At 69.4% G+C, this 23,907-nt stretch carries 19 protein-coding genes; 16 read left to right on the top strand and 3 right to left on the bottom strand.

The window, feature by feature from the left end:
• The first annotated feature begins 184 nt into the window (after positions 1 to 184).
• From pheS to B0293_RS40355, 3 genes are all read left to right on the top strand, one after another.
• Positions 185 to 1,249, top strand: coding sequence for a phenylalanine--tRNA ligase subunit alpha (gene pheS, locus B0293_RS40365; protein ID WP_005163277.1), 1,065 nt, complete (start codon positions 185 to 187; stop codon positions 1,247 to 1,249).
• Positions 1,250 to 3,820 (top strand): phenylalanine--tRNA ligase subunit beta, encoded by a 2,571-nt coding sequence (gene pheT / locus B0293_RS40360; protein WP_005163276.1) that lies wholly within the window; start codon positions 1,250 to 1,252, stop codon positions 3,818 to 3,820. It abuts the gene before it with no gap.
• 96 nt (positions 3,821 to 3,916) lie between these two features.
• Positions 3,917 to 7,315, top strand: a complete 3,399-nt coding sequence (locus B0293_RS40355) for a tetratricopeptide repeat protein (protein ID WP_005163275.1) — start codon at positions 3,917 to 3,919, stop codon at positions 7,313 to 7,315.
• Here B0293_RS40355 and B0293_RS40350 read toward each other — a convergent pair.
• Positions 7,296 to 7,988, bottom strand: a complete 693-nt coding sequence (locus B0293_RS40350) for a DNA alkylation repair protein (RefSeq protein ID WP_005163273.1) — start codon at positions 7,986 to 7,988, stop codon at positions 7,296 to 7,298. The genes B0293_RS40355 and B0293_RS40350 overlap by 20 nt on opposite strands.
• A 185-nt stretch (positions 7,989 to 8,173) precedes the next feature.
• Here B0293_RS40350 and B0293_RS40345 point away from each other — a divergent pair, with 185 nt between their 5' ends.
• The gene (locus tag B0293_RS40345; RefSeq protein WP_005163271.1) at positions 8,174 to 9,763 is read left to right on the top strand and encodes an alpha/beta hydrolase; all 1,590 of its coding nucleotides are present in this window, start codon (positions 8,174 to 8,176) and stop codon (positions 9,761 to 9,763) included.
• A 714-nt stretch (positions 9,764 to 10,477) separates the two neighbouring features.
• Positions 10,478 to 10,972, top strand: coding sequence for a hypothetical protein (locus B0293_RS40340; protein ID WP_005163269.1), 495 nt, complete (start codon positions 10,478 to 10,480; stop codon positions 10,970 to 10,972).
• Positions 10,973 to 11,014: 42 nt separating this feature from the next.
• Here the strand turns inward: B0293_RS40340 and B0293_RS40335 are convergent, their stop codons facing one another.
• Entirely contained in the window at positions 11,015 to 11,980 is a 966-nt protein-coding gene (locus tag B0293_RS40335) for a helix-turn-helix transcriptional regulator (RefSeq protein WP_005163267.1), read from the bottom strand.
• 102 nt (positions 11,981 to 12,082) lie between these two features.
• Here B0293_RS40335 and argC point away from each other — a divergent pair, with 102 nt between their 5' ends.
• The 8 genes from argC to argH are packed head-to-tail and all read left to right on the top strand — an operon-like array spanning position 12,083 to position 19,621.
• Entirely contained in the window at positions 12,083 to 13,111 is a 1,029-nt protein-coding gene (gene argC / locus B0293_RS40330) for an N-acetyl-gamma-glutamyl-phosphate reductase (protein ID WP_005163265.1), read from the top strand.
• A complete protein-coding gene (gene argJ, locus B0293_RS40325; RefSeq protein ID WP_005163263.1) occupies positions 13,108 to 14,268 on the top strand; it encodes a bifunctional glutamate N-acetyltransferase/amino-acid acetyltransferase ArgJ in 1,161 nt (386 codons plus the stop codon). Before argC ends, argJ begins: the two co-directional genes overlap by 4 nt.
• On the top strand, positions 14,265 to 15,185 hold the full coding sequence (argB, locus tag B0293_RS40320; protein ID WP_005163261.1) for an acetylglutamate kinase: 921 nt from the start codon (positions 14,265 to 14,267) through the stop codon (positions 15,183 to 15,185). Before argJ ends, argB begins: the two co-directional genes overlap by 4 nt.
• Positions 15,182 to 16,375 (top strand): acetylornithine transaminase, encoded by a 1,194-nt coding sequence (locus B0293_RS40315; protein ID WP_005163259.1) that lies wholly within the window; start codon positions 15,182 to 15,184, stop codon positions 16,373 to 16,375. The genes argB and B0293_RS40315 overlap by 4 nt, the downstream gene beginning before the upstream one ends.
• Positions 16,376 to 16,390: 15 nt before the next feature.
• On the top strand, positions 16,391 to 17,317 hold the full coding sequence (gene argF, locus B0293_RS40310; protein WP_005163258.1) for an ornithine carbamoyltransferase: 927 nt from the start codon (positions 16,391 to 16,393) through the stop codon (positions 17,315 to 17,317).
• Positions 17,314 to 17,835: an arginine repressor gene (locus B0293_RS40305; RefSeq protein WP_005163256.1), complete on the top strand. Its 522-nt coding sequence runs from the start codon at positions 17,314 to 17,316 to the stop codon at positions 17,833 to 17,835. Before argF ends, B0293_RS40305 begins: the two co-directional genes overlap by 4 nt.
• The gene (locus B0293_RS40300; RefSeq protein WP_005163255.1) at positions 17,825 to 18,178 is read left to right on the top strand and encodes an adenine nucleotide alpha hydrolase family protein; all 354 of its coding nucleotides are present in this window, start codon (positions 17,825 to 17,827) and stop codon (positions 18,176 to 18,178) included. The genes B0293_RS40305 and B0293_RS40300 overlap by 11 nt, the downstream gene beginning before the upstream one ends.
• Positions 18,179 to 18,205: 27 nt before the next feature.
• Positions 18,206 to 19,621 carry an argininosuccinate lyase gene (argH, locus tag B0293_RS40295; RefSeq protein WP_039919146.1) on the top strand — a complete coding sequence of 472 codons (1,416 nt, stop codon included), beginning with the start codon at positions 18,206 to 18,208 and terminating at the stop codon, positions 19,619 to 19,621.
• A 58-nt stretch (positions 19,622 to 19,679) separates the two neighbouring features.
• Here argH and B0293_RS40290 read toward each other — a convergent pair whose 3' ends face one another.
• A complete protein-coding gene (locus tag B0293_RS40290) occupies positions 19,680 to 20,366 on the bottom strand; it encodes a TetR/AcrR family transcriptional regulator (RefSeq protein ID WP_005163251.1) in 687 nt (228 codons plus the stop codon).
• 33 nt (positions 20,367 to 20,399) lie between these two features.
• Between B0293_RS40290 and B0293_RS40285 the strand changes: the two genes are divergently transcribed.
• The 3 genes from B0293_RS40285 to tyrS are packed head-to-tail and all read left to right on the top strand — an operon-like array spanning position 20,400 to position 23,764.
• Entirely contained in the window at positions 20,400 to 21,779 is a 1,380-nt protein-coding gene (locus B0293_RS40285) for a serine hydrolase domain-containing protein (protein WP_039919150.1), read from the top strand.
• Positions 21,780 to 21,821: 42 nt separating this feature from the next.
• Positions 21,822 to 22,457, top strand: coding sequence for a DNA-3-methyladenine glycosylase (locus tag B0293_RS40280; RefSeq protein ID WP_005163246.1), 636 nt, complete (start codon positions 21,822 to 21,824; stop codon positions 22,455 to 22,457).
• A gap of 32 nt (positions 22,458 to 22,489) precedes the next feature.
• Positions 22,490 to 23,764 (top strand): tyrosine--tRNA ligase, encoded by a 1,275-nt coding sequence (gene tyrS, locus B0293_RS40275; RefSeq protein ID WP_005163244.1) that lies wholly within the window; start codon positions 22,490 to 22,492, stop codon positions 23,762 to 23,764.
• Positions 23,765 to 23,907: the final 143 nt, after the last annotated feature.

Genomic DNA, 23,907 nt, shown 5'->3' with positions numbered 1-23,907 from the left:
CGCAGTGTTCGTTCCAGCACCTTGTTTACGGCGTAGAGCGCGTTTTTCGCCTTCCTGAGTGACGGTGTGCCCAGCCCGAGGGTGATCGGGGGCCGCCGTTCGCTGTCCCATAGAATTCAGCAGCTGCTAAACCCATGTGCGCGCTCGCGTGCACCGGACCAGTCCCAGCGGACGCCGAGGAGTTATGTCCGAAGCCAACGACAAGCAGGAACCCCAGGTGGGAGCCCTCGCGCCGGAAACGTTGACGGCCGCCGTCAAGCAGGCCGAGACGGAGTTCGCGGCCGCGGCGGATCTCGACGCGCTGGCCGCGGTCAAGCCCGCTCACCTCGGGGACCAGTCTCCGCTGCTGCTCGCCCGCCGCGAGATCGGCGCGCTGCCGAAGCAGGAGAAGGCCGAGGCAGGCAAGCGGGTCAACGAAGCCCGGCAGGGCATCCAGTCCGCCTTCGACGCGCGTCGTGCGGTGCTGCAAGCGGAGCGTGACGAGCGCGTGCTCCGCGACGAGGCCGTCGACGTCACGCTTCCGTGGGATCGGGTGCCCCGCGGCGCCCGGCACCCGATCGCGACCCTGTCCGAGCGGATCGCCGACGCGTTCGTCGCCATGGGCTATGAGGTCGCCGACGGTCCAGAGCTCGAGGCCGAGTGGTTCAACTTCGACGCGCTGAACTTCGGCAAGGACCACCCCGCGCGCCAGCTGCAGGACACGTTCTACCTCGGCGAGGAGGACTCCGGGCTGGTGCTGCGCACGCACACCTCGCCGGTGCAGGCCCGCACGCTGCTGCACCGCGACCTGCCCGTGTACGTCGTCTGCCCCGGCCGCACCTACCGGACCGACGAGCTCGACTCCACGCACACCCCGGTGTTCTCGCAGGTCGAAGGGCTCGCGGTGGACAAGGGCCTGACGATGGCCCACCTCAAGGGCACTCTCGACGCCTTCGCCCGCGCGATGTTCGGCGGAACCTCGAAGACCCGGCTGCGCCCGCACTTCTTCCCGTTCACCGAGCCGTCGGCCGAGGTCGACGTCTGGTTCGAGGAGAAGAAGGGCGGACCGGGCTGGGTCGAATGGGGCGGCTGCGGCATGGTCAACCCCAACGTCCTGCGTGCCTGCGGTGTCGACCCCGAGGTCTACTCGGGCTTCGCCTTCGGCATGGGTATCGAGCGCACCCTGCAGTTCCGCAACGGAATCCCGGACATGCGCGACATGGTGGAGGGCGACATCCGGTTCACCCTGCCCTTCGGAACGGAGGCCTGAGTGAAGGTCCCAGCCAGCTGGCTGATCGAACACCTCGAAGTCGACGAGGAGGTCACCGCCCAGGATCTGGCCGACGCCTTCGTGCGCATCGGCATCGAGGTCGACGACGTCCGGAAGCTCGAGCCGGTCGCCGGCCCGCTCGTGGTCGGCCGGGTCGCCGAGATCGAGGAGCTCACCGAGTTCAAGAAGCCGGTCCGCTTCTGCCGGGTGGACGTCGGTGAGTCCGACGACGCCGAGGCCGACAAGCCGGACGAGAACCTCGACGACGACGAGGACGACGACGAAGGTCCCTTCGAGGACGACGGCCCCACCGGGATCAGGACCCGCGGGATCATCTGCGGTGCCACGAACTTCGCCGAGGGCGACCTGGTCGTCGTCGCGCTGCCCGGCACGGTGCTGCCCGGCGGTTTCGAGATCGGCTCGCGCAAGACCTACGGCCGGCTCAGCGACGGCATGATCTGCTCCGCGCGCGAACTCGGCATCGGTGACGACCACTCCGGCATCCTCGTGCTGCCCCCGAGCACCGCCAGCCCGGGCGAGGACGCGAACAAGCTGCTCGGCCTCGACGACACCGTCCTCGAGGTGACGCCGACCCCGGACCGCGGGTACACCCTGTCGGTCCGCGGCCTGGCCCGCGAGCTGTCCAACGCGCTCGACGTCCCGTTCGGCGACCCGGCGTCCATCGAGGTCCCCGAGGCCGAGAGCGACGCCTGGCCGGTGCGCCTCGAAGACACCGAAGGCTGCAAGCGGTTCGTCCTGCGCCGGGTGAAGAACCTCGACGCGACGGCGCCGACGCCGTGGTGGATGCGCCGTCGCCTGATGCTGGCGGGGATCCGCTCGATCTCGCTCGCGGTCGACGTGACCAACTACGTCATGATCGAGCTCGGGCACCCGCTGCACGCGTTCGCGACCGGTTCGATCAGGGGCGATCTGGTGGTGCGCAAGGCGAAGCCGGGCGAGAAACTGACCACTTTGGACGATGTCGAGCGCACGCTCGACACGGACGACGTGATCATCGCCGACGACAGCGGGGTCATCTCGCTGGCGGGCACGATGGGTGGCGCGTCGACCGAGATCACCCCCGACAGCACCGACGTGCTGCTCGAGGCGGCGCACTGGGATCCGTCGTCGATCAGCCGGACGGCCCGCCGTCACAAGCTGTTCTCCGAGGCGGCCAAGCGGTTCGAGCGCTACACCGACCCGCAGCTGTGCGCGGCGGCCGTCGAACTCGCCGCGCGCCTGCTGCGCCAGTACGGCGAAGGCTCGATCCTGCCGGGCCGTACCGACGAGGGCGGCGTCGAGCCGAACAAGCCGGTCACCATGCCGATCAGCCTTCCCGACCAGGTGGCCGGGGTGCGCTACGAGCGCGGTGTCACGGTCAAGCGGCTCTCGCAGATCGGCTGCAAGGTCAACGTGGGCACGTCCGAGGACGGCACCGCGCTGGTGACCGCGGTCCCGCCGAGCTGGCGCGGTGACCTGGTGCAGCCCGCCGACCTGGTCGAGGAGGTGCTCCGGCTGGAGGGCTACGACAGCATCCCGTCGGTGCTGCCCGACGCTCCGGCCGGTCGTGGTCTCACCGACACGCAGCGCCGCCGTCGTTCGGTCGCGCGTGCGCTGGCGGAGAACGGCTACGTCGAGGTGCTGCCCTTCCCGTTCATCTCGGACTCGGTCTGGGATTCGTTCGGGCTGCCCGAGGACGACGTCCGCCGCAGCACGATCCGGATCCGCAACCCGCTGGAGGCGGACAAGGACCGGATGGCGAGCACCTTGCTGCCGGGGCTGCTGGAGATCCTGCAGCGCAACATTTCCCGTGGCTTCAAGGATGTTTCGCTGTTCCACCTCGGACAGGTCGTGCTGCCCGGGCCGAACCCGATCCCGATGCCTTCGCTCGGGGTGGACCGGCGTCCGACCGACGAGGAGCTCGCGGTCCTGGAGGCGGCCGTCCCGCCGCAGCCGCTGCACGTCGCCGTCGTGCTCGCGGGCCAGCGTGGCCGCGCGGGCTGGTGGGGCGAGGGCGAGCAGGCGAACTGGGCCGACGCGGTGCAGGCCGCGCGGCTGGTGGCGCAGGCCGCCGGTGTCGAGCTGACCACGGCCGCGGCGGACCAGCCGCCGTGGCACCCCGGCCGCTGCGCGCAGCTGCGGGTGGGCCAGTGGCCCGTCGGTTACGCCGGCGAGCTGCACCCGAAGGTCGTCGAGGCGCTCGGGCTGCCGCCGCGCACCGTCGCGATGGAGCTCGACCTGGACGCGATCCCGATCCCGGACAGCCGTCCGGCGCCGCGGATCTCGGCGTACCCGCCGGTGCTGCTCGACGTCGCCCTCGTCGCCGAGACGGGCGTGCCGTCGGCGGACCTGGCCGAGGCGCTGCGCGAAGGCGCGGGGGAGCTGCTCGAAGACATCACGCTGTTCGACTCCTACCAGGGCGAGCAGCTGGGCGAGGGCAAGCGGTCGATGGCGTACAAGCTGAGGTTCCGCGCCGCGGACCGCACGCTGACCGTCGACGAGGCCACCAAGGCCCGCGACGCCGCCGTCGCGGTCGCCGGTGAACGCTTCGGTGCGAGCCTGCGGGCCTGACCCACGTTCGGAGAAGTCCCGTGAAGGCCCCCTTCCCTCGGCTCACCCGAGGAAAGGGGGCCTTCACGCGCTTCCGGTGTGGCAAAGTGATGCCTTGTGTCACGTCCAGACGGTCGGTCCAGCATCCAAGACGTCACGCGCGCCCGGCTGGGCGACGGTTTCGTCGGCAGAGTCGGGGAACGTGAGGATTTCCGGGTCAATCTGGGGCTGTCCGGGGACGACCGGCGCCGCCGGTACCTGTTCTCGGTCCACGGTCTGGCCGGGGTCGGCAAGTCCTTCCTCCTCGACCAGCTTCGCGGGATCGCCGAGGAGACCCGCGCCGCCGTCGGATTCGCGGACGACAGCCAGCAGGACCTTCCCTCGACGCTGGTGAAGCTGGCGAAGGACCTCGCGCGCGGCGGCAACCGGATGAGCCGGTTCGAGAAGCGGTACGAGTTCTACCTCAAGGCGCGGGAGCGGCTCCACAGCGACCCGCAGGCCCCCGCCGCCGGCCGCGAACTGCTGACGAAGACCGTGGTCAAGGCCGGGTTCGAGCTGGCGAAGTCCCTGCCGGGCGGTGGTCTCGCCGCCGAGGTGATCGATCCGGCCGCGGCGGCGAAGCAACTGGAACAGCTGCAGAGCTATCTGGCGGCGAAGTTCAAGCGGCAGGCCGACATCCGGCTGCTGCTCGATCCCGCCGAGGAGCTGACGAAGCCGTTCGTCGAGGACCTCTGGCGAATCCCGGAGTCCCGCCAGATCGCCTTGTTCTTCGACACCTTCGAGCGGACGTCGCCGGTGCTGGAGACCTGGCTGCTCGATCTGTTCGGCGGGCGGTACGGCGATCTGCCGCAAAACCTCGTCCTGACGACGGCCGGGCAGTTCCCGCTCGACGAGGCGAGGTGGAGCCGCTACGCCGCGCTGCTGCACGAGATCGAGCTGCGCCCGTTCACCGAACAGGAGGCGCGGCACCTGCTCGCGGAGCGCGGGATCACCGACGAGCAGGTGATCGAGGTCGTGCTGCGGCTGTCCGACGGCCTGCCCGTGCTGGTCGCGATGCTGGCCAGGGGCAATCCCGCCGAGGCCGGGAGCGTCGGCGACCGCAGTGGTGACGCCGTCGACAGGTTCCTCCACTGGGTTCCGGAGGAGCGGTTGAAGGACATCGCCTCGATGGCCGCGCTGCCGAGGATGCTCGACGAGGACGTCGTCGGGATCCTGACCGGGCCGGAGCAGGCGGCGGAGATCTTCCGATGGCTGCGGGAACTCCCGTTCACCGGCCGCCGTGAGCTGCCCGTCCGGTATCACCCGGTGGTCCGGGGACCGATGGTGCGGCGCGAACGCGGCCGTTCGTCCAGCGAATTCTCCGGCAGGCACCGGAAATTGGCCGAGTACTACGGAGACCGGGCCGCCGGACTCGGTGCCAAGGGGACCGAGATCCGGAGCGAAGCCTGGGGTGACGAACACTGGGAACGGCTGAAACTGGAGCAGGGGTACCACCTGCTCTGCGCCGATCCGGCGGAAGCGCTGCCGGAGGCCCTGCTGAACGCGGCCAACACGATGACCACCGGCGTCGCCGCCGCCCGTGCCTGGGCGCGGATGATGGAACAGGCGGGAACCGACGCCGACGCCCCGGCCGTGCTCCGGTGGGCCAAGAAACTCGAAGAGTGCCTGTCCTCCGGTGACGGTCCCCGTGACGTGGAGGTCCTTGATCTGCTGGCCGGGGCGGCCGAGCTCGACGCCGTTCGGCTGTCCACCGTGGTCAGGAGACGTGCCTGGGCGTATGACGATCGAGGCGAGGCCGACGCGGCCGAACGGGACTACGACCGGGCCGTCGCCCTGAATCCCGCCGACCCCTTCGCGTGGAGCGATCGGGGCAACCTGTGCCACAACGCGGGGGAGTGGGAACGAGCGCTCGAAGACTTGAACCGGGCTATCGAACTCGACCCCGGTTACGCCTATTCGTGGCGCGGGCGCGGATCGGCCCGCGCCGAGCTGGGTGACCTCGACGGCGCGATGACGGACCTCGACGAGGCGGTCCGGCTCCAGCCGGGCAACGCCTGGGCCTACACCGCACGCGCGAAGGTGCACGAGAAACGCGGAGACCTTCGGAAGGCGATCGCCGAGCTCGACACCGCTGTCAGGCTCGACTCCGACTACCCGTGGGCCGTCCACCGCCGGGCCGTACTGCTGGATCAGCTGGCGCAGCCTGAAGAAGCGCTGGCCGGATTCCGGGCCGCGGCCGCCCTGCGACCGAAGGACGCGTACTACCTGGGCGAGCTGGCCAGATTCCTGGAGAAAGCCGGGAACCAGGACGAGGCGGGCCAGATGTTCGACGCGGCCGTCGCGGCCGAACCCGACGACTCCTGGGCGCTCGCGGCCCGGGCCGCGTTCCACTATCGCGCCGAGCGATACCGGCTCGCGATCGACGGTTTCACCGCGGCGATCAGGCTCGACCCGGACTACGAGTGGGCCGTCTACATGCGAGGAAGCGTCCACCTGTCGGCGGACGACCATGAAGCGGCTCTCGCCGACTTCGACCGGGCGATCGAACTGGCGCCCCAGGACGCGGAGAACCAGCTGAAGCGGGCGACCGTCCTGAGGTCGCTGAAGAGGCACGACGAGGCAAGAGTGGCCTTGGACCGCGCGATCGAACTCGAGCCCGGCGACGCGTGGGCCCATGCCCATCGAGCCAGGACACACGGTAGCTCCGGCGACTGGACGGCGGCGCTCGCCGATATCGACGTCGCGCTCGAACACGAGCCGGACATCGCCTTCTTTCACTCGCTACGGGGCGCCTACTTGGCCGAGCTGGATCGTCACGAGGAAGCCCGCGCCGAGCTGGACGTGGCCGTGCGGTCGGAACTCGACGAGGGGTACGCCTACTACAAGCGGTCTCGTCACCGCCTCTTGTTCGGTGAGTACGCGGGCGCGCTGGCCGATGTGGACGCCGCCCGAGCTCTGGGCTTCGGCGATGTCGACTGCCTCGCCCATCGCGCGGAGATCCACCGCCAGGCGAACGAATACGACAAGGCGGTCCAAGAGCTGCGCGAAGTGGTCAGGCAAGAACCGGACAGCGCGTACTACGGCGGCTGTCTCGGCGAAGCGCTGTTGTTCGCCGGACAGTTCGCCGAGGCGGTGTCCGTCCTCCGACGCTCTATCGCGGGGGCCGACTGGGTGCGGAACGTCTTGGCCCTGGCAGAGCTGAAGGTCGGGCAGAACGAGTCCGCCATGGCCTACTTCGACCAGGCTCTCGGTGAGGCGGTCACCAAAGCGGCGGCGCGGCCCCACGATTGGGAAGCCCGGCTCGGCCCCGTTCTCTACCTGCTGGTCCTCGGGCGCGGGCAGGAGGCGAAACGCCGTCTTGCCGACGTCCTCGCGGACAGCCCGCCCAGGGAACCTCGGCTGGACCTGCTCCAGGATCTCAAGGAGATCCGCGAACTGTTTCCCGAGTACCAGGCGTCGATCGACGAACTGGTAGCCCTCGTCCCGGAGCCGGTGCTCAACCTCCCAGGTGCTTGAGCGCCTCCTTCCTGGACAGAGTGGACAGTGCCGGGTGCGCGGCCACGAAGGCGCGCACCCAGTCAGGCTCGGTCTTCGCGTATTCGCGCAGTGCCCAGCCGATTCCCTTGCGCAGGAAGAAGTCCTTGTCGTCGAGGTTCGCCTCGACGGCACGGGTGAGCAGATCGGTGTCGGTGCCGCCCTTGGCGCCGACCTGGCAGATGACCGAGGTGCGGCGACGCCACCTGTCCTCGTCGTAGGCCCAGGTCAGCATCAGCGGGGTCAGCGTTTCCGGTTCCGCGCGCAGGATCGGCCCGACCCGGCGGATGGCGACTTCGTCCACATAGTCCCACCACGCGCCGGTCACGATCATCTCCTCGTACAGGCCGAGCAGATCGCCGTCCTGCCAGCGGTCGTAGGCGCGGTGTCCGGAAAGGGCGATCGCCGCGTAGCGCTCTTCACGGAAGCTCGCCTCACGCCACAAGGTGAGCACGGCGGTCGAGAAACTCACTCGATCAGGTAGCGAATGCTCGGCGTAGACCTTTTGCAGCAAGGCGGCCCGAGCCGGTGACGCGACACCGCGGAACGGCATTTTTGACTTCATGTACGCCTGCATCGAAGGCGCCTTCTCCGGATCGGCCAGCGCGGCCAAACCGTTGCGAACCGCCGAAACCAGGCTTTTCACCTCGTCCACGCGTTCTCCTTTCCCCAGTGGGCGCCGCGAGCGTACGACAGGGGACCGACAAGACTGATATGCCCGGATCGAGGTTCGGATACCGACTAAAGAGGGATGGCGGTCAACGTGTCGGTCAGCGAGATTGAAGCCGGTTCTCGGTAGCTTCGGCCCGACCGGGTCGAACGCGGACGAAAAGGAACACAGTGAAGAAATTCGTTGCCGCCCTGGCGGTCGCGGGGATCGGCGTCGGCACCATGGCGCTCGCTCCCTCCGCCACGGCCGCCTCGGCGTCGGACTTCGATCCGAAGCCCATCTCCTGGGGAGCCTGCACCCGCCCGAGCCTGGTCAAGGCCGGCGCGGAATGCGGCTTCCTCGAAGTCCCGCTGGACTACGCGAAGCCGGGCGGGGAGAAGATCTCGATCGCCGTCTCGCGGGTCAAGCACAAGTCCGCGCAGTCGCAGGGCGTCATGATCGTCAACCCGGGTGGTCCCGGTGGCTCCGGTCTCGGCCTGTCGACCCTCGGCCGGGCCGTCCCCAAGAAGGCGGGTGAGGAGTACGACTGGATCGGCTTCGACCCGCGCGGTGTGGGGGAGAGCAAGCCGTCGCTGACCTGCGACGGGAACTACGCCTCCTACAACCGCCCGCAGTACGTGCCGACCACCCGCGCCATCGAGGCGGCGTGGCGTGAGAAGGCGAAGGGCTACGCGAAGGCGTGCGCCAAGAACGGCGCGATCCTCGACCACATCAAGACCATCGATGTGGCGAAGGACGTCGACAGCCTGCGCAAGGCGCTGGGCGAGAAGCAGATCAACTACTACGGCTTCTCCTACGGCACCTACCTCGGCCAGGTCTACAGCACGCTGTTCCCGCAGAATGTGCGGCGGATGGTGTTCGACGGCACGGTCGACCCGCGCGACGTCTGGTACAAGGCGAACCTGAACCAGGACATCGCCTTCGACAAGAACATCAAGACCTACTTCGGCTGGCTCGCGAAGTACGACGACGTCTACCACCTCGGCAAGACCGCGTCCGCGGTCGAGAAGCTGTGGTACGGCGAGCAGAAGAAGCTGTACGACAAGCCCGCGGGCGGCGTCATCGGCGGTTCCGAGTGGACGGACATCTTCTTGCAGGCCGGCTACTACGTGTTCGGCTGGGAGGACATGGCGAACGCGTTCTCGGGCTGGGTCCACAAGGGTGACTGGCAGACCCTGAAGGGCCTGTACGACAACTCCAACCCGCCGGGTGAGGACAACGGGTACGCGGTGTACGCGGCCGTGCAGTGCACCGACGTGGCGTGGCCGCAGAGCTGGAACCGCTGGAAGTTCGACAACTGGGTCACCCACTTCCGTGCTCCGTTCGAAACCTGGGGCAACGCCTGGTTCAACGCGCCGTGCATCGACTGGCCCGCGAAGCCGGGCAAGCCGGTGGAGATCGACGGGAGCAAGGTCCCGGGCATCCTGCTGGTCAACGAGGAGAACGACGCCGCGACGCCGTACCCCGGCAGCCTCGAGGTCCGCAAGCGCTACCCGAACTCCAGCCTGATCAGCGCCCCCGGTGGCACGACGCACTCGGGTTCGCTGTCCGGTGTGTCCTGTGTGGACGACAAGATCGCGGACTACCTGCTGACCGGGAAGCTGCCCGTGCGCAAGCCGGGCAACGGTTCGGACGTGCAGTGCACCCCGGTCCCGCCGCCGGTTCCGGCCGGTGCCGCTGCCGGCACGAAGAAGTCGGACGTGCCGTCTTCCGTGGCTGAAGTGAAAAAGGAGGCGCTGGCTCAGGCGCTGCCTTTCTGAGTCCGTCGCTTTCGGGACGCTTCGATGCCCCGGTCCGGTTTCCCGGACCGGGGCATTTCCTTTTCCTCAGGGCCAGGCCAGCTGCTGAGGGAGCCGTGTCCCCAATGTGGCATTGGGGACGTTGAGCGCCTCCAATGCCACATTGGGGACATCGATCGCGGGCAGTCGCGCGAGGGACAGGGCGGGGCCAGCAGTCACCTCAGCAGCACCGGCAGTCACAACGGTTTCAGGTGAAGGTCCCTTTCCTTCGGCTCAGCCGAGGAAACTCGACCTTCACGCCATGTTCCGCAAGTCAGAAGTCCGGCCGGGATCCCAGCTCGCGCATTTAATGAGCAGAAGGGCAAAGGTGTCCTGTCGGTGCCAAGTCCGTGAAGGCCTCCTTGAGGGACTCTGGGTCCCTCAAGGAGGCCTTCACGGGCCGGTGTTCGGTGGCGATCAGCCCGGTGAAGGGGAAGCGTTGCGAAAGCCACTTTCGCAACCTTCAACGTTGCGGAAGTGGCTTTCGCAACACCCGAGGTCGGTGTGCGGGCGGGCGACTGAACACACCATGTTTGCCTCACCCGTCAATAGTCCTCTGAATGCGATGGCCCACCGGCCATGACCGGCACCCTCTCGTCCCGAAAAGCCAGGAAAGTACCGGTCATCCACCGCCCCGGGCCGAATCCCCATCGCAGTGCCGGGGAATTGTCGGGGCCGCCCGTTAGCGTCCCCGGCATGACCATCGTCGAAGAGCACCGGACCGAGATCCGCGTGCAGGACACCGTTTATCGCATCGAGGTCGCCGCCCGTGAGGGTGGCGGCGCGGCCGGGGAAGACCGCTGGGTGACCGTCATGGTCGGCGGAGCCGGACCGCAGGAGGAGCCTGTCGCCGAAGGCAGGCTCGACATCGACGCCGAGGCCGTACCGGCCCTGGCGACCGTCCTTTCCGACACCCTGATGGCGTTCGCCGGCCGGGGAACCGGTCGCAACGGCCGCCGAAGATCGGCCGACCGACCCGCGCATCAGGGCCTGCCGTGGTCCGACGAGCTGGACGCGGAACTGGAAAGCCGTTGGCTGTCCGGGGAAAGCGTCGAGGAGATCGCGCGGCGGTTCGAGCGGACGCCGGGCGGGATCCGGGCCCGGCTGCCCAGGGTCGGCTGCGACCCGGAGCGCCGCGGCGCGTACCTCCCGATCCCGCCGAGCAGGCGAGAGGGAGGTGAACTCGGCTGAATCCAGGCGGCTGCGAGGGCCGACCGGTCTTCGCAGCCGCCGTCAGTCCACTGTGGACCTCGTGCCGCGGTCGGCCCGCGCGGCCATCTCCCGGAGGTGGCCGATCAGTTCCGGCGGTTCGTGCACGGTGAATTCGCAGCCGAGGCCGAGGATCCGGAACGCGAGCCAGTCCAGGGTGTCCGTGCCCGCGTTCAGGACACAGGTCTCGTCGTCGACCGGTTCGAGTTCGCCGACGTTGTCCCCGATCGCGGGGACGACCTGGCTCATCGGCGCGTGCAGGGTCACGCGTGCGCGATAAGTGGGAAGGAGGCTGTACATCTTGTCGGTGACATAGGCCGCCACGTCTTCGGCGGGTGGCTGTCTGGGTGCCGCCCGGCCGCCGGTGGCTCGCGGTTCGGAGATCCGGTCCGCGCGGAAGATCCGCCAGTCGTCCCGGTCGAGGTCGTAGCCGAGCAGGTACCAGCGGTGCCTGGCCGAGACGAGCCGGTGCGGTTCGACGTGCCGCCGGGATTCGGTCCCGTGGCCGGCCCGGTAGGCGAACCGCGTCCGCTCGGTGTTGGCGATCGCGCCCGCGAAGACGGTGAGGTGTTCCGGGTCCACCGCGGGGCCGGTGCCGGGGAGCGGCACGGTCGCGGCGCCCAGCGCGCCGACGCGATAACGCAGTCGCGAGGGCAGGACCTGCTCGAGTTTCGCGAGTGCCCGCACCGAGGACTCCTCGATACCCGAGATCGCCTGCCCGGCGGCGCTCCGGAGACCGACCGCGATCGCGACGGCCTCCTCGTCGTCGAGCAGCAGCGGTGGCATCGCCGCGCCCGCGCCCAGCCGGTAGCCGCCTTCGGAGCCTCGCGACGCCTCGACCGGGTAACCGAGTTCGCGCAGCCTGTCGATGTCGCGGCGGATGGTCCGAGGGCTGACCTCCAGCCGTTCGGCGAGCTCGCTGCCAGGCCACTCGCGAGGGGTCTGCAGGAGCGACAGCAGGCTGAGCAGCCGGGCGGGCGTGTCCGTCATACCGCAAGGATGCCCCGGACAAGGGACACTGGATGGCCTATTTCGGGTGAGCCACGCGACCTTCGTTTGATTGAACTTGCACGGCGGTGCATAATCATGCGTATGACGGTGAAGATCGCGGTGGCCGGAGCCAGCGGGTACGCGGGTGGCGAACTCCTGCGCCTGCTGCTGACCCACCCCGAAGTCCAGATCGGTGCGCTCACCGCGGCCAGCTCCGCGGGGACGCCGCTCGTCCAGCACCAGCCGCACCTCGCGCCGCTGGCGGACCGCGTCCTCCTGGAGACGACCCCGGAGACCCTGGCCGGGCACGACGTCGTCTTCCTCGCGCTGCCGCACGGTCACTCCGGCGCCATCGCGGCCCAGCTGGGCCCGGACGTCCTGGTGGTCGACCTCGGCGCGGACCACCGCCTCTCCGACGCGGCCGACTGGCAGCGCTGGTACGGCGGCGACCACGCCGGGCAATGGCCGTACGGGCTTCCCGAACTCCCGGGCGCCCGCGAGCGCCTCGCCGGGACCAAGCGCATCGCGGTCCCCGGCTGCTTCCCGACCGGCGGTTCGATCGCCCTCGCTCCGGCGCTGGCCGCGGGCCTGGTCGAGCCGGAGATCAACGTCGTCGCCGTGACCGGGACCTCGGGTGCGGGCAAGAGCCTCAAGCCGAACCTGCTCGGTTCGGAGGTGATGGGTTCGGCCACCGCGTACGGTGTCGGCGGTGCGCACCGGCACACTCCCGAGTTCGCGCAGAACCTCTCGGCGGTCGCGGGAGAACGGGTCAAGGTCTCGTTCACCCCCGTGCTGGCCCCGATGCCGCGAGGGATCCTCACCACCGCGAGCGCCGCCCTCAAGTCCGACCTGGACGCCGACGGCGCCCACGAGCTCTACGAAAAGGCGTACGCCACCGAGCCGTTCGTCCAGCTGCTGCCTCCGGGCCGGTGGCCGTCGTCGGCTTCGGTGGTCGGCTCGAACAACGTCCAGCTGCAGGTCACCGTCGACGCCGACACCCGGCGCCTGATCGTGGTCGCGGCCATCGACAACCTGACCAAGGGCACCGCGGGAGGCGCCGTCCAGTCGATGAACATCGCACTCGGCCTCCCCGAAACCACCGGACTTCCGACCGTAGGAGTGGCTCCGTGACCGTCACCCAGCCGAAGGGATTCCGCGCGGCGGGCGTCGCCGCCGGGATCAAGGCCGAGGGCAAGCTCGACCTCGCGCTCGTCGTCAACGACGGGCCGTCGCAGGTCGCGGCCGGCGTGTTCACCCGCAACGTGATCAAGGCCGCGCCCGTCCTCTGGTCGCAGGAAGTGCTCAAGCAGCAACGCCTGAAGGCCGTCGTCCTCAACTCCGGCGGCGCGAACGCCGCCACCGGCCCCGGCGGTTTCCAGGACACCCACCAGACCGCCGAGAAGGTCGCCGGGCTCTTCGAGGCGGGCGCGATCGAGGTCGCCGTCTGCTCGACCGGCCTGATCGGTGAGCGGCTGCCGATGGACGCGCTGCTTTCCGGCGTCGACAGCGCCTTCACGCAGCTCGGCACGGGTGCCGAGGCCGACCTCAACGCCGCCACCGCGGTCATGACCACCGACAGCAAGCCGAAGCAAGCGGCCGCGTCGCACGACAGCGGCTGGAGCGTCGGCGGGTTCGCCAAGGGCGCGGGCATGCTCGCCCCGAACCTCGCGACGATGCTGTCCGTCCTCACCACCGACGCCGTCGTCACGCCCGAAGTCCTCGACAGGGCGCTGCGTGCCGCCACCGGGGTCACCTTCGACAGGCTCGACGTCGACGGCGGCACCTCCACCAACGACACCGTGCTCGTCCTCGCCTCCGGCGCCAGCGGCGTCGAACCGACCGAGGCCGAACTGACCGAGCTGCTCACCGCCGTCAGCCTCGACCTCGTCCTGCAACTGCGCGCGGACTCCGAAGGCGCGACCAAGTACGTCGACGTCACGGTCACCGGCGCGGCGAACGAGGCGGACGCCATCGCCGTCGGCCGGACGATCGCCGAGGACAACCTGGTCAAGACCGCGTTGTTCGGTTCGGACCCGAACTGGGGCCGCATCGCCATGGCGCTGGGCCGGGTGCCCGCGGAGATCGACCCGGAGAAGGTCGCCATCGCGATCAACGGCGTCACCCTGTTCGCCAAGGGGACCCCGGCGGCCGACCGCTCCGAGGCGGACCTCTCGGGCCGGGACATCAAGATCGTCGTCGACCTCGGTCTCGGCGAAGGGGAGTCGACGATCTACACGACCGACCTCTCGCACGCGTACGTCGAAGAGAACAGCGCGTACTCGTCATGAGCCCTTCCGAATCCACGGTCCCCGCGGACGAACGGCTCGCGACGGCCGCCGAGAAGGCCTCGATCCTCATCGAGGCGCTGCCCTGGTTACAGCGCTTCCACGGCGCCACCGTCGTGGTCAAGTACGGCGGCAACGCCATGATCGACGAGAGCCTCAAGCAGGCCTTCGCCGAGGACATGGTCTTCCTGCGCATGGCCGGGCTGCGTCCGGTGGTGGTGCACGGCGGCGGCCCGCAGATCACCGCGATGCTCACCCGGCTCGGCGTCGAAGGCGAGTTCAAGGGCGGCCTGCGGGTCACCACGCCCGAGACCATGGACATCGTCCGCATGGTGCTGACCGGCCAGGTCAGCCGTGAACTGGTCGGGCTGATCAACGCGCACGGCCCGTACGCGGTCGGGATCTCCGGCGAGGACGCGCGGCTGTTCACCGCCGAGCGCAAACAGGCCACTGTGGACGGTGTGCCGGTCGACATCGGGCTCGTCGGCGAGGTCTCCGAGGTGAACCCGGACGCGGTGCTCGACATCGTCAACGCGGGCCGGATCCCGGTGGTGTCCACCGTGGCCCCGGACGTGGACGGCGTCGTGCACAACATCAACGCCGACACCGCGGCCGGCGCGCTGGCCGCGGCGCTGGGCGCGGAGAAACTCGTCGTGCTCACCGACGTCGAGGGCCTTTACGCCAACTGGCCAGATCGCGGTTCGCTGGTCGACCGCATCCGCGTCGACAGGCTCGAAACCCTGTTGCCCGGCCTCGCCAGCGGCATGATCCCGAAGATGGAGGCCTGCGTGCGTGCCATCCGCGGCGGGGTCAGCCGCGCGCACGTGATCGACGGCCGCATCGCCCATTCGGTGCTTCTGGAGGTTTTCACCTCCCGCGGCATCGGTACCATGGTCTTCCCCGAAACGGAGCTCCCGTGACCATCCTGAAGTCCAATGTAGACGGCCAGGAGCACTGGAAGTCCTCCCTCATGGACAACTACGGCACCCCGGCGCTGACCCTGGTCCGAGGCGAGGGCGCGACGGTCTGGGACGCCGACGGCAAGCCGTACATCGACCTGCTGGGCGGCATCGCGGTCAACGCGCTCGGCCACGCCCATCCCGCCGTGGTCGCCGCGGTCACCGAACAGGTCGCGAAACTCGGGCACACCTCGAACCTCTACGTGAACCCGGTCGTCGTCGAACTCGCCGAAACGCTCCTGGACGTCGCCGGTCTGTCCGGCAACGCCAAGGTGCTGTTCGTCAACTCCGGTGCGGAGGCCAACGAAGCCGCGCTGAAGATCAGCAGGCTCACCGGGCGGACCAAGATCGTGGCCTGCGAGGGTGCCTTCCACGGCCGCACGATGGGCGCGCTGACGCTGACCGGGCAGCCCTCGAAGCGGGACCCGTTCGCGCCGCTGGTCCCGGGCGTCACCCACGTTCCCTACGGCGATGTCGACGCTCTTCGCGCCGCGGTGGACGACGAAACGGCGGCGGTGTTCCTCGAACCGATCCTCGGTGAGGCGGGCGTCGTCCCGGCGCCGGACGGCTACCTCCAAGCCGCGCGGGAGATCACCAAGGCGACCGGGACCCTGCTGGTCCTCGACGAGGTGCAGACCGGCATCGGCCGCACCGGCGCGTGGTTCGCCTTCCAGCACGCCGGCATCGTCCCGGACCTCGTCACCTTGGCGAAGGGACTCGGCGGCGGGCTGCCCCTCGGCGCGGTCATCGGCGTCGGCGAGGCGGGAGACCTGGTGAAGCCGGGGCACCACGGGACCACCTTCGGCGGCAACCCGATCTGCTGCGCCGCCGGGCTCGCCGTGCTCAAGACCATCGCCGAGGACAACCTGAACGACCACGTTTCCGCGCTGGGCAAGGACATCGCCTCTCGCGTGGAGGAGCTCGGCCACCCACTGGTCGCCGGGGTCCGCGGCGCCGGGCTGCTGCTCGGCATCGCGCTGCGCGAACCGGTTTCGGCGACGGTCGCCAAGGCCGCGCAGGACGCCGGATACCTGGTCAACCCGATCGCCCCGGACACCATCCGGCTGGCACCGCCGCTGATCCTGAGCGCCGACGAGGCCGCGGGATTCCTCGAAGCCCTTCCCGGGGCGCTCGATTCCACCACCACCTAGGACAGAGACGAACGCATGCTGCGCAACTTCCTCCGTGACGACGATCTCAGCCCCGCCGAACAGGCCGAGATCCTCGACCTCGCCGACCAGCTGAAGGCCGAGCCGCTGAGCTCCCGCGCGCTGGAGGGCAAATCCGTCGCGGCGATCTTCGAGAAGAACTCCACCCGGACCCGGTTCTCCTTCGAGGTGGGCATCGCCCAGCTCGGCGGCAACCCCGTGATCGTCGACGGGCGCTCCATGCAGCTCGGCCGCGAAGAGACCATCGAGGACACCTCGCGGGTGCTTTCGCGGTACCTGGACGCGATCGTCTGGCGGACCTTCGCCCAGAAGCGGATCGACGCGATGGCGTCGGCGGCGAGCATCCCGGTGATCAACGCGCTCACCGACGAGTTCCACCCGTGCCAGGTGCTCACCGACCTGATGACCATCCGCGAGCGCAAGGGCAAGCTCGCCGGGCTCACCCTGGTCTACCTCGGCGACGGCGCCAACAACATGGCGCATTCGCTGCTGCTGGGCGGGACCACGGCCGGGATGCACGTCCGTGTCGTCTCGCCGGAGGGCTTCCAGCCGGATCAGCAGGTCATGCTCGACGCGAAGCATCGGTCGAGCGAAACCGGTGGCAGCACCACGGTCTTCACCGACCCGTACGCCGCGGTCGAAGGCGCGGACGTCGTCGTCACCGACACCTGGACCTCGATGGGCCAGGAGAACGACGGTCTCGACCGCGTCGGCCCGTTCCGTGAGCTGCAGGTCAACACCGCGCTGATGCGCCGCGCCGCGGACGAGGCGATCGTGCTGCACTGCCTGCCCGCGCACCGGGGCTGGGAGATCACCGACGAGGTCATCGACGGTCCGGCGAGCGCGGTCTGGGACGAGGCCGAGAACCGCTTGCACGCGCAGAAGGCGCTGCTGGTGTGGCTCATGGACGAGAAGCGACGATGACCGGCGGCAGAGTCACCCGGCAGGCCCGGATCACCGAACTGGTGTCGTCGATGGCCATCCGCAGCCAGACGGAGCTCGCGAAGCTCCTGGCGGCGGAAGGCATCGACGTCACGCAGGCGACCCTGTCGCGGGACCTCGACGAACTGGGCGCGGTGAAGCTGCGGGGCGCCGATTCCGGCGCGCCGGTGTACGTCATCCCGGAGGACGGCAGCCCGGTCCGCGGGGTGCAGGGCGGTACGTCCCGGCTTTCGCGGCTGCTCGCCGAACTGCTCGTTTCGGCGGACTCGTCGGGAAACCTGACGGTGCTGCGCACGCCGCCGGGCGCGGCGCAGTTCCTCGCCAGCGCCATCGACAGGGCGGCGCTGGAGGAGGTCGTCGGCTCGATCGCCGGCGACGACACCGTCGCGGTGATCGCGAGGGAGCCGTTGTCCGGCAAGGACCTGGCCGAGCGCTTCATGGCGCTGGCCCGACGGTCGTCCACTGTGGACGGCGGTGAGGAGGCCGAAGGTGACGCCTGACGGGTTCGCCTTCCCGGAAGATCCGGAGAAGCTGGTCATCACCTTCGACGAAGGGGTGCCGGTCGCGATCGACGGGGAGACCGTGACACTGCTGGAGGCCTTCCAGGAGCTGAACCGCCGTCTCGGCGCCTTCGGGCTCACAGGGCGCAGGATCCACGAGGGTCCCGCCGCGCTCGCGCTGGTCAGCGCATACGAAGAATTGAAGAAGGTCAGTATCGGGCAGATCTCCGGCGAGGTCTGCCTGGTCCTGCACCGAGGGAACGCGGTCGTGAACAGCGCGCGGGACGAGCACGCGCTGTACGACTTCACCACAGGCGCTACCTTCGACCGGTCAGTCGCCTGAAGAGAACCAAGGAATCCGAGGAGTGTTGTGAGCGGGAATGAGCAGCCGGTGCAGCTGTGGGGCGGCCGGTTCGCCAGCGGACCGGCGGAGGCGATGGCGGCGCTGAGCGCGTCGACCCATTTCGACTGGCGGCTGGCGCCGTACGACATCGCCGGGTCGCGGGCCCACGCGCGGGTGCTGCGGAAGGCGGGCCTGCTCACCGAAGACGAGCTGACCGGCATGCTCGCCGCGCTGGACACCCTCGCGCAGGACGTCGCCTCGGGCGCGTTCACCCCGACCGTCGCCGACGAGGACGTCCACACCGCGCTCGAACGCGGTCTGCTGGAGCGCGCGGGCACCGAACTCGGCGGCAAGCTTCGGGCGGGCCGTTCGCGCAACGACCAGGTCGCGACGCTGTTCCGGATGTGGCTGCGGGACGCCGCCCGCCGCGTGGTCGCCGGCACCCTCGGCGTCGTCGACGCGCTGGTTTCGCAGGCGAAGCGGCACCCGGACGCGATCCTTCCCGGCCGCACCCACCTCCAGCACGCGCAGCCGGTCCTGCTGGCCCACCACCTGCTCGCGCACGGCCAGTCGCTGCTGCGCGACGTCACCCGGTTGCGTGACTGGGACGCTCGCACCGCCGAGTCGCCCTACGGTTCCGGTGCGCTCGCGGGCTCCTCGCTCGGGCTCGACCCCGAAGCCGTCGCCGAGGAGCTGGGCTTCGACACCAGCGTCGAGAACTCCATCGACGGCACCGCCTCGCGGGACTTCGTCGCCGAGTTCGCCTTCGACGTCGCGATGCTCGCGGTCAACCTGTCCAGGATCGCCGAAGAGGTGATCATCTGGAACACCGCCGAATTCGGCTACGTCGCCCTCGACGACGCCTGGGCGACCGGCAGTTCGATCATGCCGCAGAAGAAGAACCCGGACGTCGCCGAGCTGACCCGCGGCAAGGCCGGACGGCTCATCGGGAACCTGACCGGTCTGCTCGCGACGCTCAAGGCGCAGCCGCTCGCGTACAACCGGGATCTGCAGGAGGACAAGGAGCCGGTCTTCGACTCCGTCGAGCAGCTGGAACTGCTGTTCCCGGCGATCGCGGGCATGCTCGAGACGCTGACCTTCCACACCGACCGGCTCGCCGAACTGGCGCCCGCCGGGTTCACCCTCGCCACGGACATCGCCGAATGGCTGGTGCGCCAAGGGGTTCCGTTCCGTGTCGCGCACGAAGCGGCGGGGGAGAGCGTCCGGGTCGCCGAGGGCCGCGGCGTCGGCCTCGACGAACTGACCGACGAAGAGTTCGAGAAGATCAACCCGGCGCTCACGCCCGCCGTGCGTGAGGTGCTGACCGTCGAGGGCTCCGTGAGCTCGCGCAACGCCCGTGGCGGTACCGCTCCGGAGCGGGTCGCCGAGCAGCGGGACCGGCTGGTCGCGCGGGTCGCCGAACACCGCGCCTGGCTGAGCTAGCAGTACATGAAGGCCCCCTTCCTTGCGATAGGCGCAAGGAAGGGGGCCTTCATGTACTTCAGGGAAGCTTCGCCGCCAGGCCGTCTAGGACGCAGTCGAGGCCGCGCTCGAAGTCCACGTCGTTGATCTCGCCGGGTTCCCGGTTCCGCCGAGCCGTGTACAGCTTCTTGAGCCGCGGGTGCTCCCGCACCGCCTGCTCGGCCGCGGGCCACAGCCGGTCCTTCCATTCCTGCTCGCTCTGCCCACTGCGGTTGAGCGTCGTGAGCCACGCGGCCTCGCTGGTGGCCCGTCCGACGACGAACGCCGTGACCGTGTTCCACGCCAGATCGGCGTCTTCCAGCGGGAAACCGGCTTCCTCGAACAGCGCCAGCGCGGCTTCCGACATCCGCAGGACGTTCGGCCCCAGATACGCCACTCCGGTCTCACCCAGTAGCGACCCGATCCACGGGTGCCGCAGGAACGTCGAACGCAGGTCGTGCGCGAACCGCGTCGCCTCCGCTCGCCACGGACCCGGCCCCGGGATCGCCACTTCCCCGTAGACCTCGTCGACGACCAGTTCGACCAGCTCGTCCTTGCTGGCCACGTGCGTGTACATCGACGGGGCGGCCACTCCGAGCCGGACGCCGAGCTTGCGCATGCTCAGCGCCTCGATGCCGTCGGCGTCGAGGAGTTCGACGGCCGCCGAGACGATCTGAGCACGACTCAGCGACCGCTTCTGTTTCGGGGGCCGAGCCCACACCGACATCCGCGTCCCTCACTTTTCCGTACAGTGTTCGGTATGCCTAACAGTGTACGGAAAGCTTTCGACAACGCCCACTGGCAGTCCAGGCTCGACGACCTGCGAACCGAACACGAGGTGCCGGGGGCGGCACTCGCGGTGCTCTTGAACGGCGAGATCCACGAACTGGCCGGCGGAATCCTGCACCGGGGGACCGGTGTGGAGGCGACCACGGATTCGATCTTCCAGCTCGGTTCGATCGCGAAGGTCTACACGGCGGCCTTGGTACTGGGGCTGGCCGAAGAAGGCCGCCTGGACCTCGACGCGCCGGTGACCGAAGTGCTGCCCGAGTTCGCGACGCTCGATCCGGAGGCGACGCGGGCGATCACCGCACGGCGCCTGCTCAGCCACACCGGTGGACTCACCTGCGACTTCATGGCGGACACCGGCCGCGGCGACGACTGCCTCGCCAAGTACGTCGAGGCCGCCAGGGGAGTCGCCCTCGACTGCCCGCCGGGGACGGCGGCGTCGTACAGCAGCGTCGGCTACAACGTGCTCGGCCGGATCGTCGAAGTGCTCACCGACCTGACCTGGGACGACGCCCTGCGGGAGCGGATCGTGACGCCGCTCGGGCTCACCGCGACGATGACCCTGCCCGAGGAAGCACTCCGGTTCCGCGTGGCGATGGGGCACCTCGGGCAGGAGCCGACCGCCGCCTGGGATCTCCTGCCGCGCAACGCCGGTCCCTACGGGCGGGTCCTCGCCACCGCGGGCGACGTCGTCCGTTTCGCCCGGATGCTGCTGGACGGCAAGGCGACCGACGGCACTCGCGTGATCTCCGAAGAGACCGTGACGGCGATGCGGCGCCGCGAGATCGAGGTGCCCGACAAATGGACGCTCGGTTCCGACGGCTGGGGGCTCGGCGTCTCGATCCACGACTGGAACGGCGTCGCGGGCTTCGGGCACAACGGATCGTCGATCGGACAGCGTTCCTACCTGCGGGTGGTACCGGAAGCCGGGCTGGCTTTCGCCCTGCTCACCAACAGCGGCACGACCGACAGGCTGTTCACGGAGCTCTCGCGAGAACTGCTCGGCGAGCTCGGCGGCGTCCAGGTGCCAGATGACTTCGCCCCGCCAACGACACCGCCCTCGGTGGACGTCGCGCCCTTCGCGGGCACCTATCGCCGCGAAGGCGTGATCATCACCGTCACAGAGACGGACGGGAAGCTGCGCTTCGTCTACGAATTCGCCGACGGGCTCAAGGGCATCGCCCCGGCGATCGAGGCGGATCTGGTGCCCGTGTCGGAGAACGTCTTCGCCGGGATGAACCCGATGTTCGGCGACGACTGGATGCCGGTGCTGTTCACGAAACTCCCCGACGGCACCGAGTGCTGCCACACCAGCATGCGGGTGGCGCCGAAGATCGGGGCCGCCGGTTAAGGTCGGTGCCGGGAGATCGCGGCGTAAGGGAGTGCGGAGAACTTGGTGACCGGCAGACAGTTCACCCGGCGCGAGCTGGCGTTGGATCCGGTGGAGCTGGCCACCCTCCTGCTCGGCGCGGTGATCGAAGCGACCGGTCCCGACGGCACGGTCGCCGTCCGCTTGGTCGAGGTCGAGGCCTATCGCGGACTCGACGATCCCGCGTCGCACTGCTACCGCGGCAAGACCCCGCGCAACGCGGTCATGTGGGGACCGGCAGGCCATCTGTACGTGTACTTCGTCTACGGGATGCACTTCTGCGCCAACGTCGTCGGCACCGAAGACGGGCAGCCCGGCGCCGTGCTGCTGCGTGCCGGGGAGGTGGTGTCCGGGGCGGACGTCGCCCGCGCGCGCAGACCGTCGGCGCGGGGCAACGGCGAACTCGCCAAGGGGCCGGCCATCCTCACCTCGGTGCTCGGCATCGACCGGGCCGAGAACGGCGTCGATCTGACCGACCCCGCGTCACCCGTCCGGCTGTTCACCGGCGAACGCGTCCCCGAAGCCGGCATCCGCACCGGGCCGCGCGTCGGCGTCGCCATGGCGATGGACACGCCATGGCGGTTCTGGGTCGACGGATCGCCCGCGGTCTCCACCTATCGCCGGGGCGGCAAGCGACGGGCGGCCGCCCCCGGCCGATAGTCGGTTGACCTGGTGCGGGAGGATCTACAGGCGTGAGCGAGCACATCCTTGACGAGCTGACCTGGCGCGGCCTGATCGCGCAATCCACCGACACCGACGCACTGCGGCGAGACCTCGACCAAGGACCCCTCACGCTCTATTGCGGATTCGACCCGACCGCGCCCAGCCTGCACGCTGGCAACCTCGTCCCGCTGTTGATGCTCTCGCGCTTCCAGCGAGCCGGGCACCGGCCGATCGTGCTGGCCGGCGTCGCCACCGGGATGATCGGCGACCCGCGCGACACCGGTGAGCGCACCCTCAACACGCTGGACACCGTCGCCGCATGGGCCGACCGGATCCGCGGTCAGCTGGAGCGGTTCGTCGACTTCGACGACTCGCCCACCGGCGCGGTCATCGAGAACAACCTGAACTGGACCGGCAAGCAGACCGTGGTCGAGTTCCTGCGCGACGTCGGCAAGCACTTCCCGGTCAACACCATGCTGAACCGGGAGACGGTCAAGCGCCGCCTCGAAGCCGACGGCATGTCCTACACCGAGTTCAGCTACCTGCTGCTGCAGTCGCAGGACTACCTGCACCTGTACCGCGAGTACGGCTGCAAGCTGCAGATCGGCGGCTCGGACCAGTGGGGCAACCTCGTCGGCGGTGTCGACCTGATCCGCCGGACCGACGGCGGGCACACGCACGCGCTGACCGCGCCGCTGGTCACCGACACCGAGGGGCGCAAGTTCGGGAAGTCCACCGGTGGCGGCAGCGTCTGGCTCGACCCGGAGATGACCTCGCCGTACGCGTGGTTCCAGTACTTCGTGAACGTCGCCGACTCCGACGTCATCCGCTACCTGAGGATGTTCTCCTTCCTCGGGCAGGAAGAGATCGCGGCGCTCGCCGAGGACACCGAACAACGCCCCCACCTGCGGTCCGCGCAGCGGAAGCTGGCGGAGGACTTCACCACCCTGGTGCACGGCGAGGAAGCGACCCGGCAGGTCATCGCCGCCAGCCAGGCGCTGTTCGGCAGGGGAGAGCTGCGTGAGCTCGACTCCTCGACCCTCGACGCCGCGATGGCCGAGGTGCCGAACGGCAAGGTGGACCCCAACGGCGAGTCGACGATCGTCGACCTGCTGATCGCCGGCGGGCTCGTCGACAGCAAGGGCGCCGCGCGCCGCACCGTCAAGGAAGGCGGCGCGTACGTCAACAACACGAAGATCGCCGACGAGGCGTGGAAGCCGTCCGCGGAGGACGCCCTCCACGGCCGTTGGCTCGTCGTCCGCAAGGGCAAGCGCAACGTCGCCGGCGTGCGCGTCGGGGGCTGATCGCGGCCCTGGCTCGAGACAGGGGCCTTGACCTGCGGAAACGCAGTTAAGGTACCCCCCTGTTTCGGGCCCTTTCGGGCCATGTAAAGTTCTCCAAGTCGCCAGGGAAACCGGGTGGCCGCGGGACACGAACCAAGCTCTCA

It is taken from the genome of Amycolatopsis azurea DSM 43854 (assembly GCF_001995215.1).
Classification (GTDB): Bacteria; Actinomycetota; Actinomycetes; order Mycobacteriales; family Pseudonocardiaceae; genus Amycolatopsis; species Amycolatopsis azurea.
The sequence above is the reverse complement of the archived record's forward strand: the minus strand, read 5'-3'. Positions and strand labels throughout refer to the sequence as shown.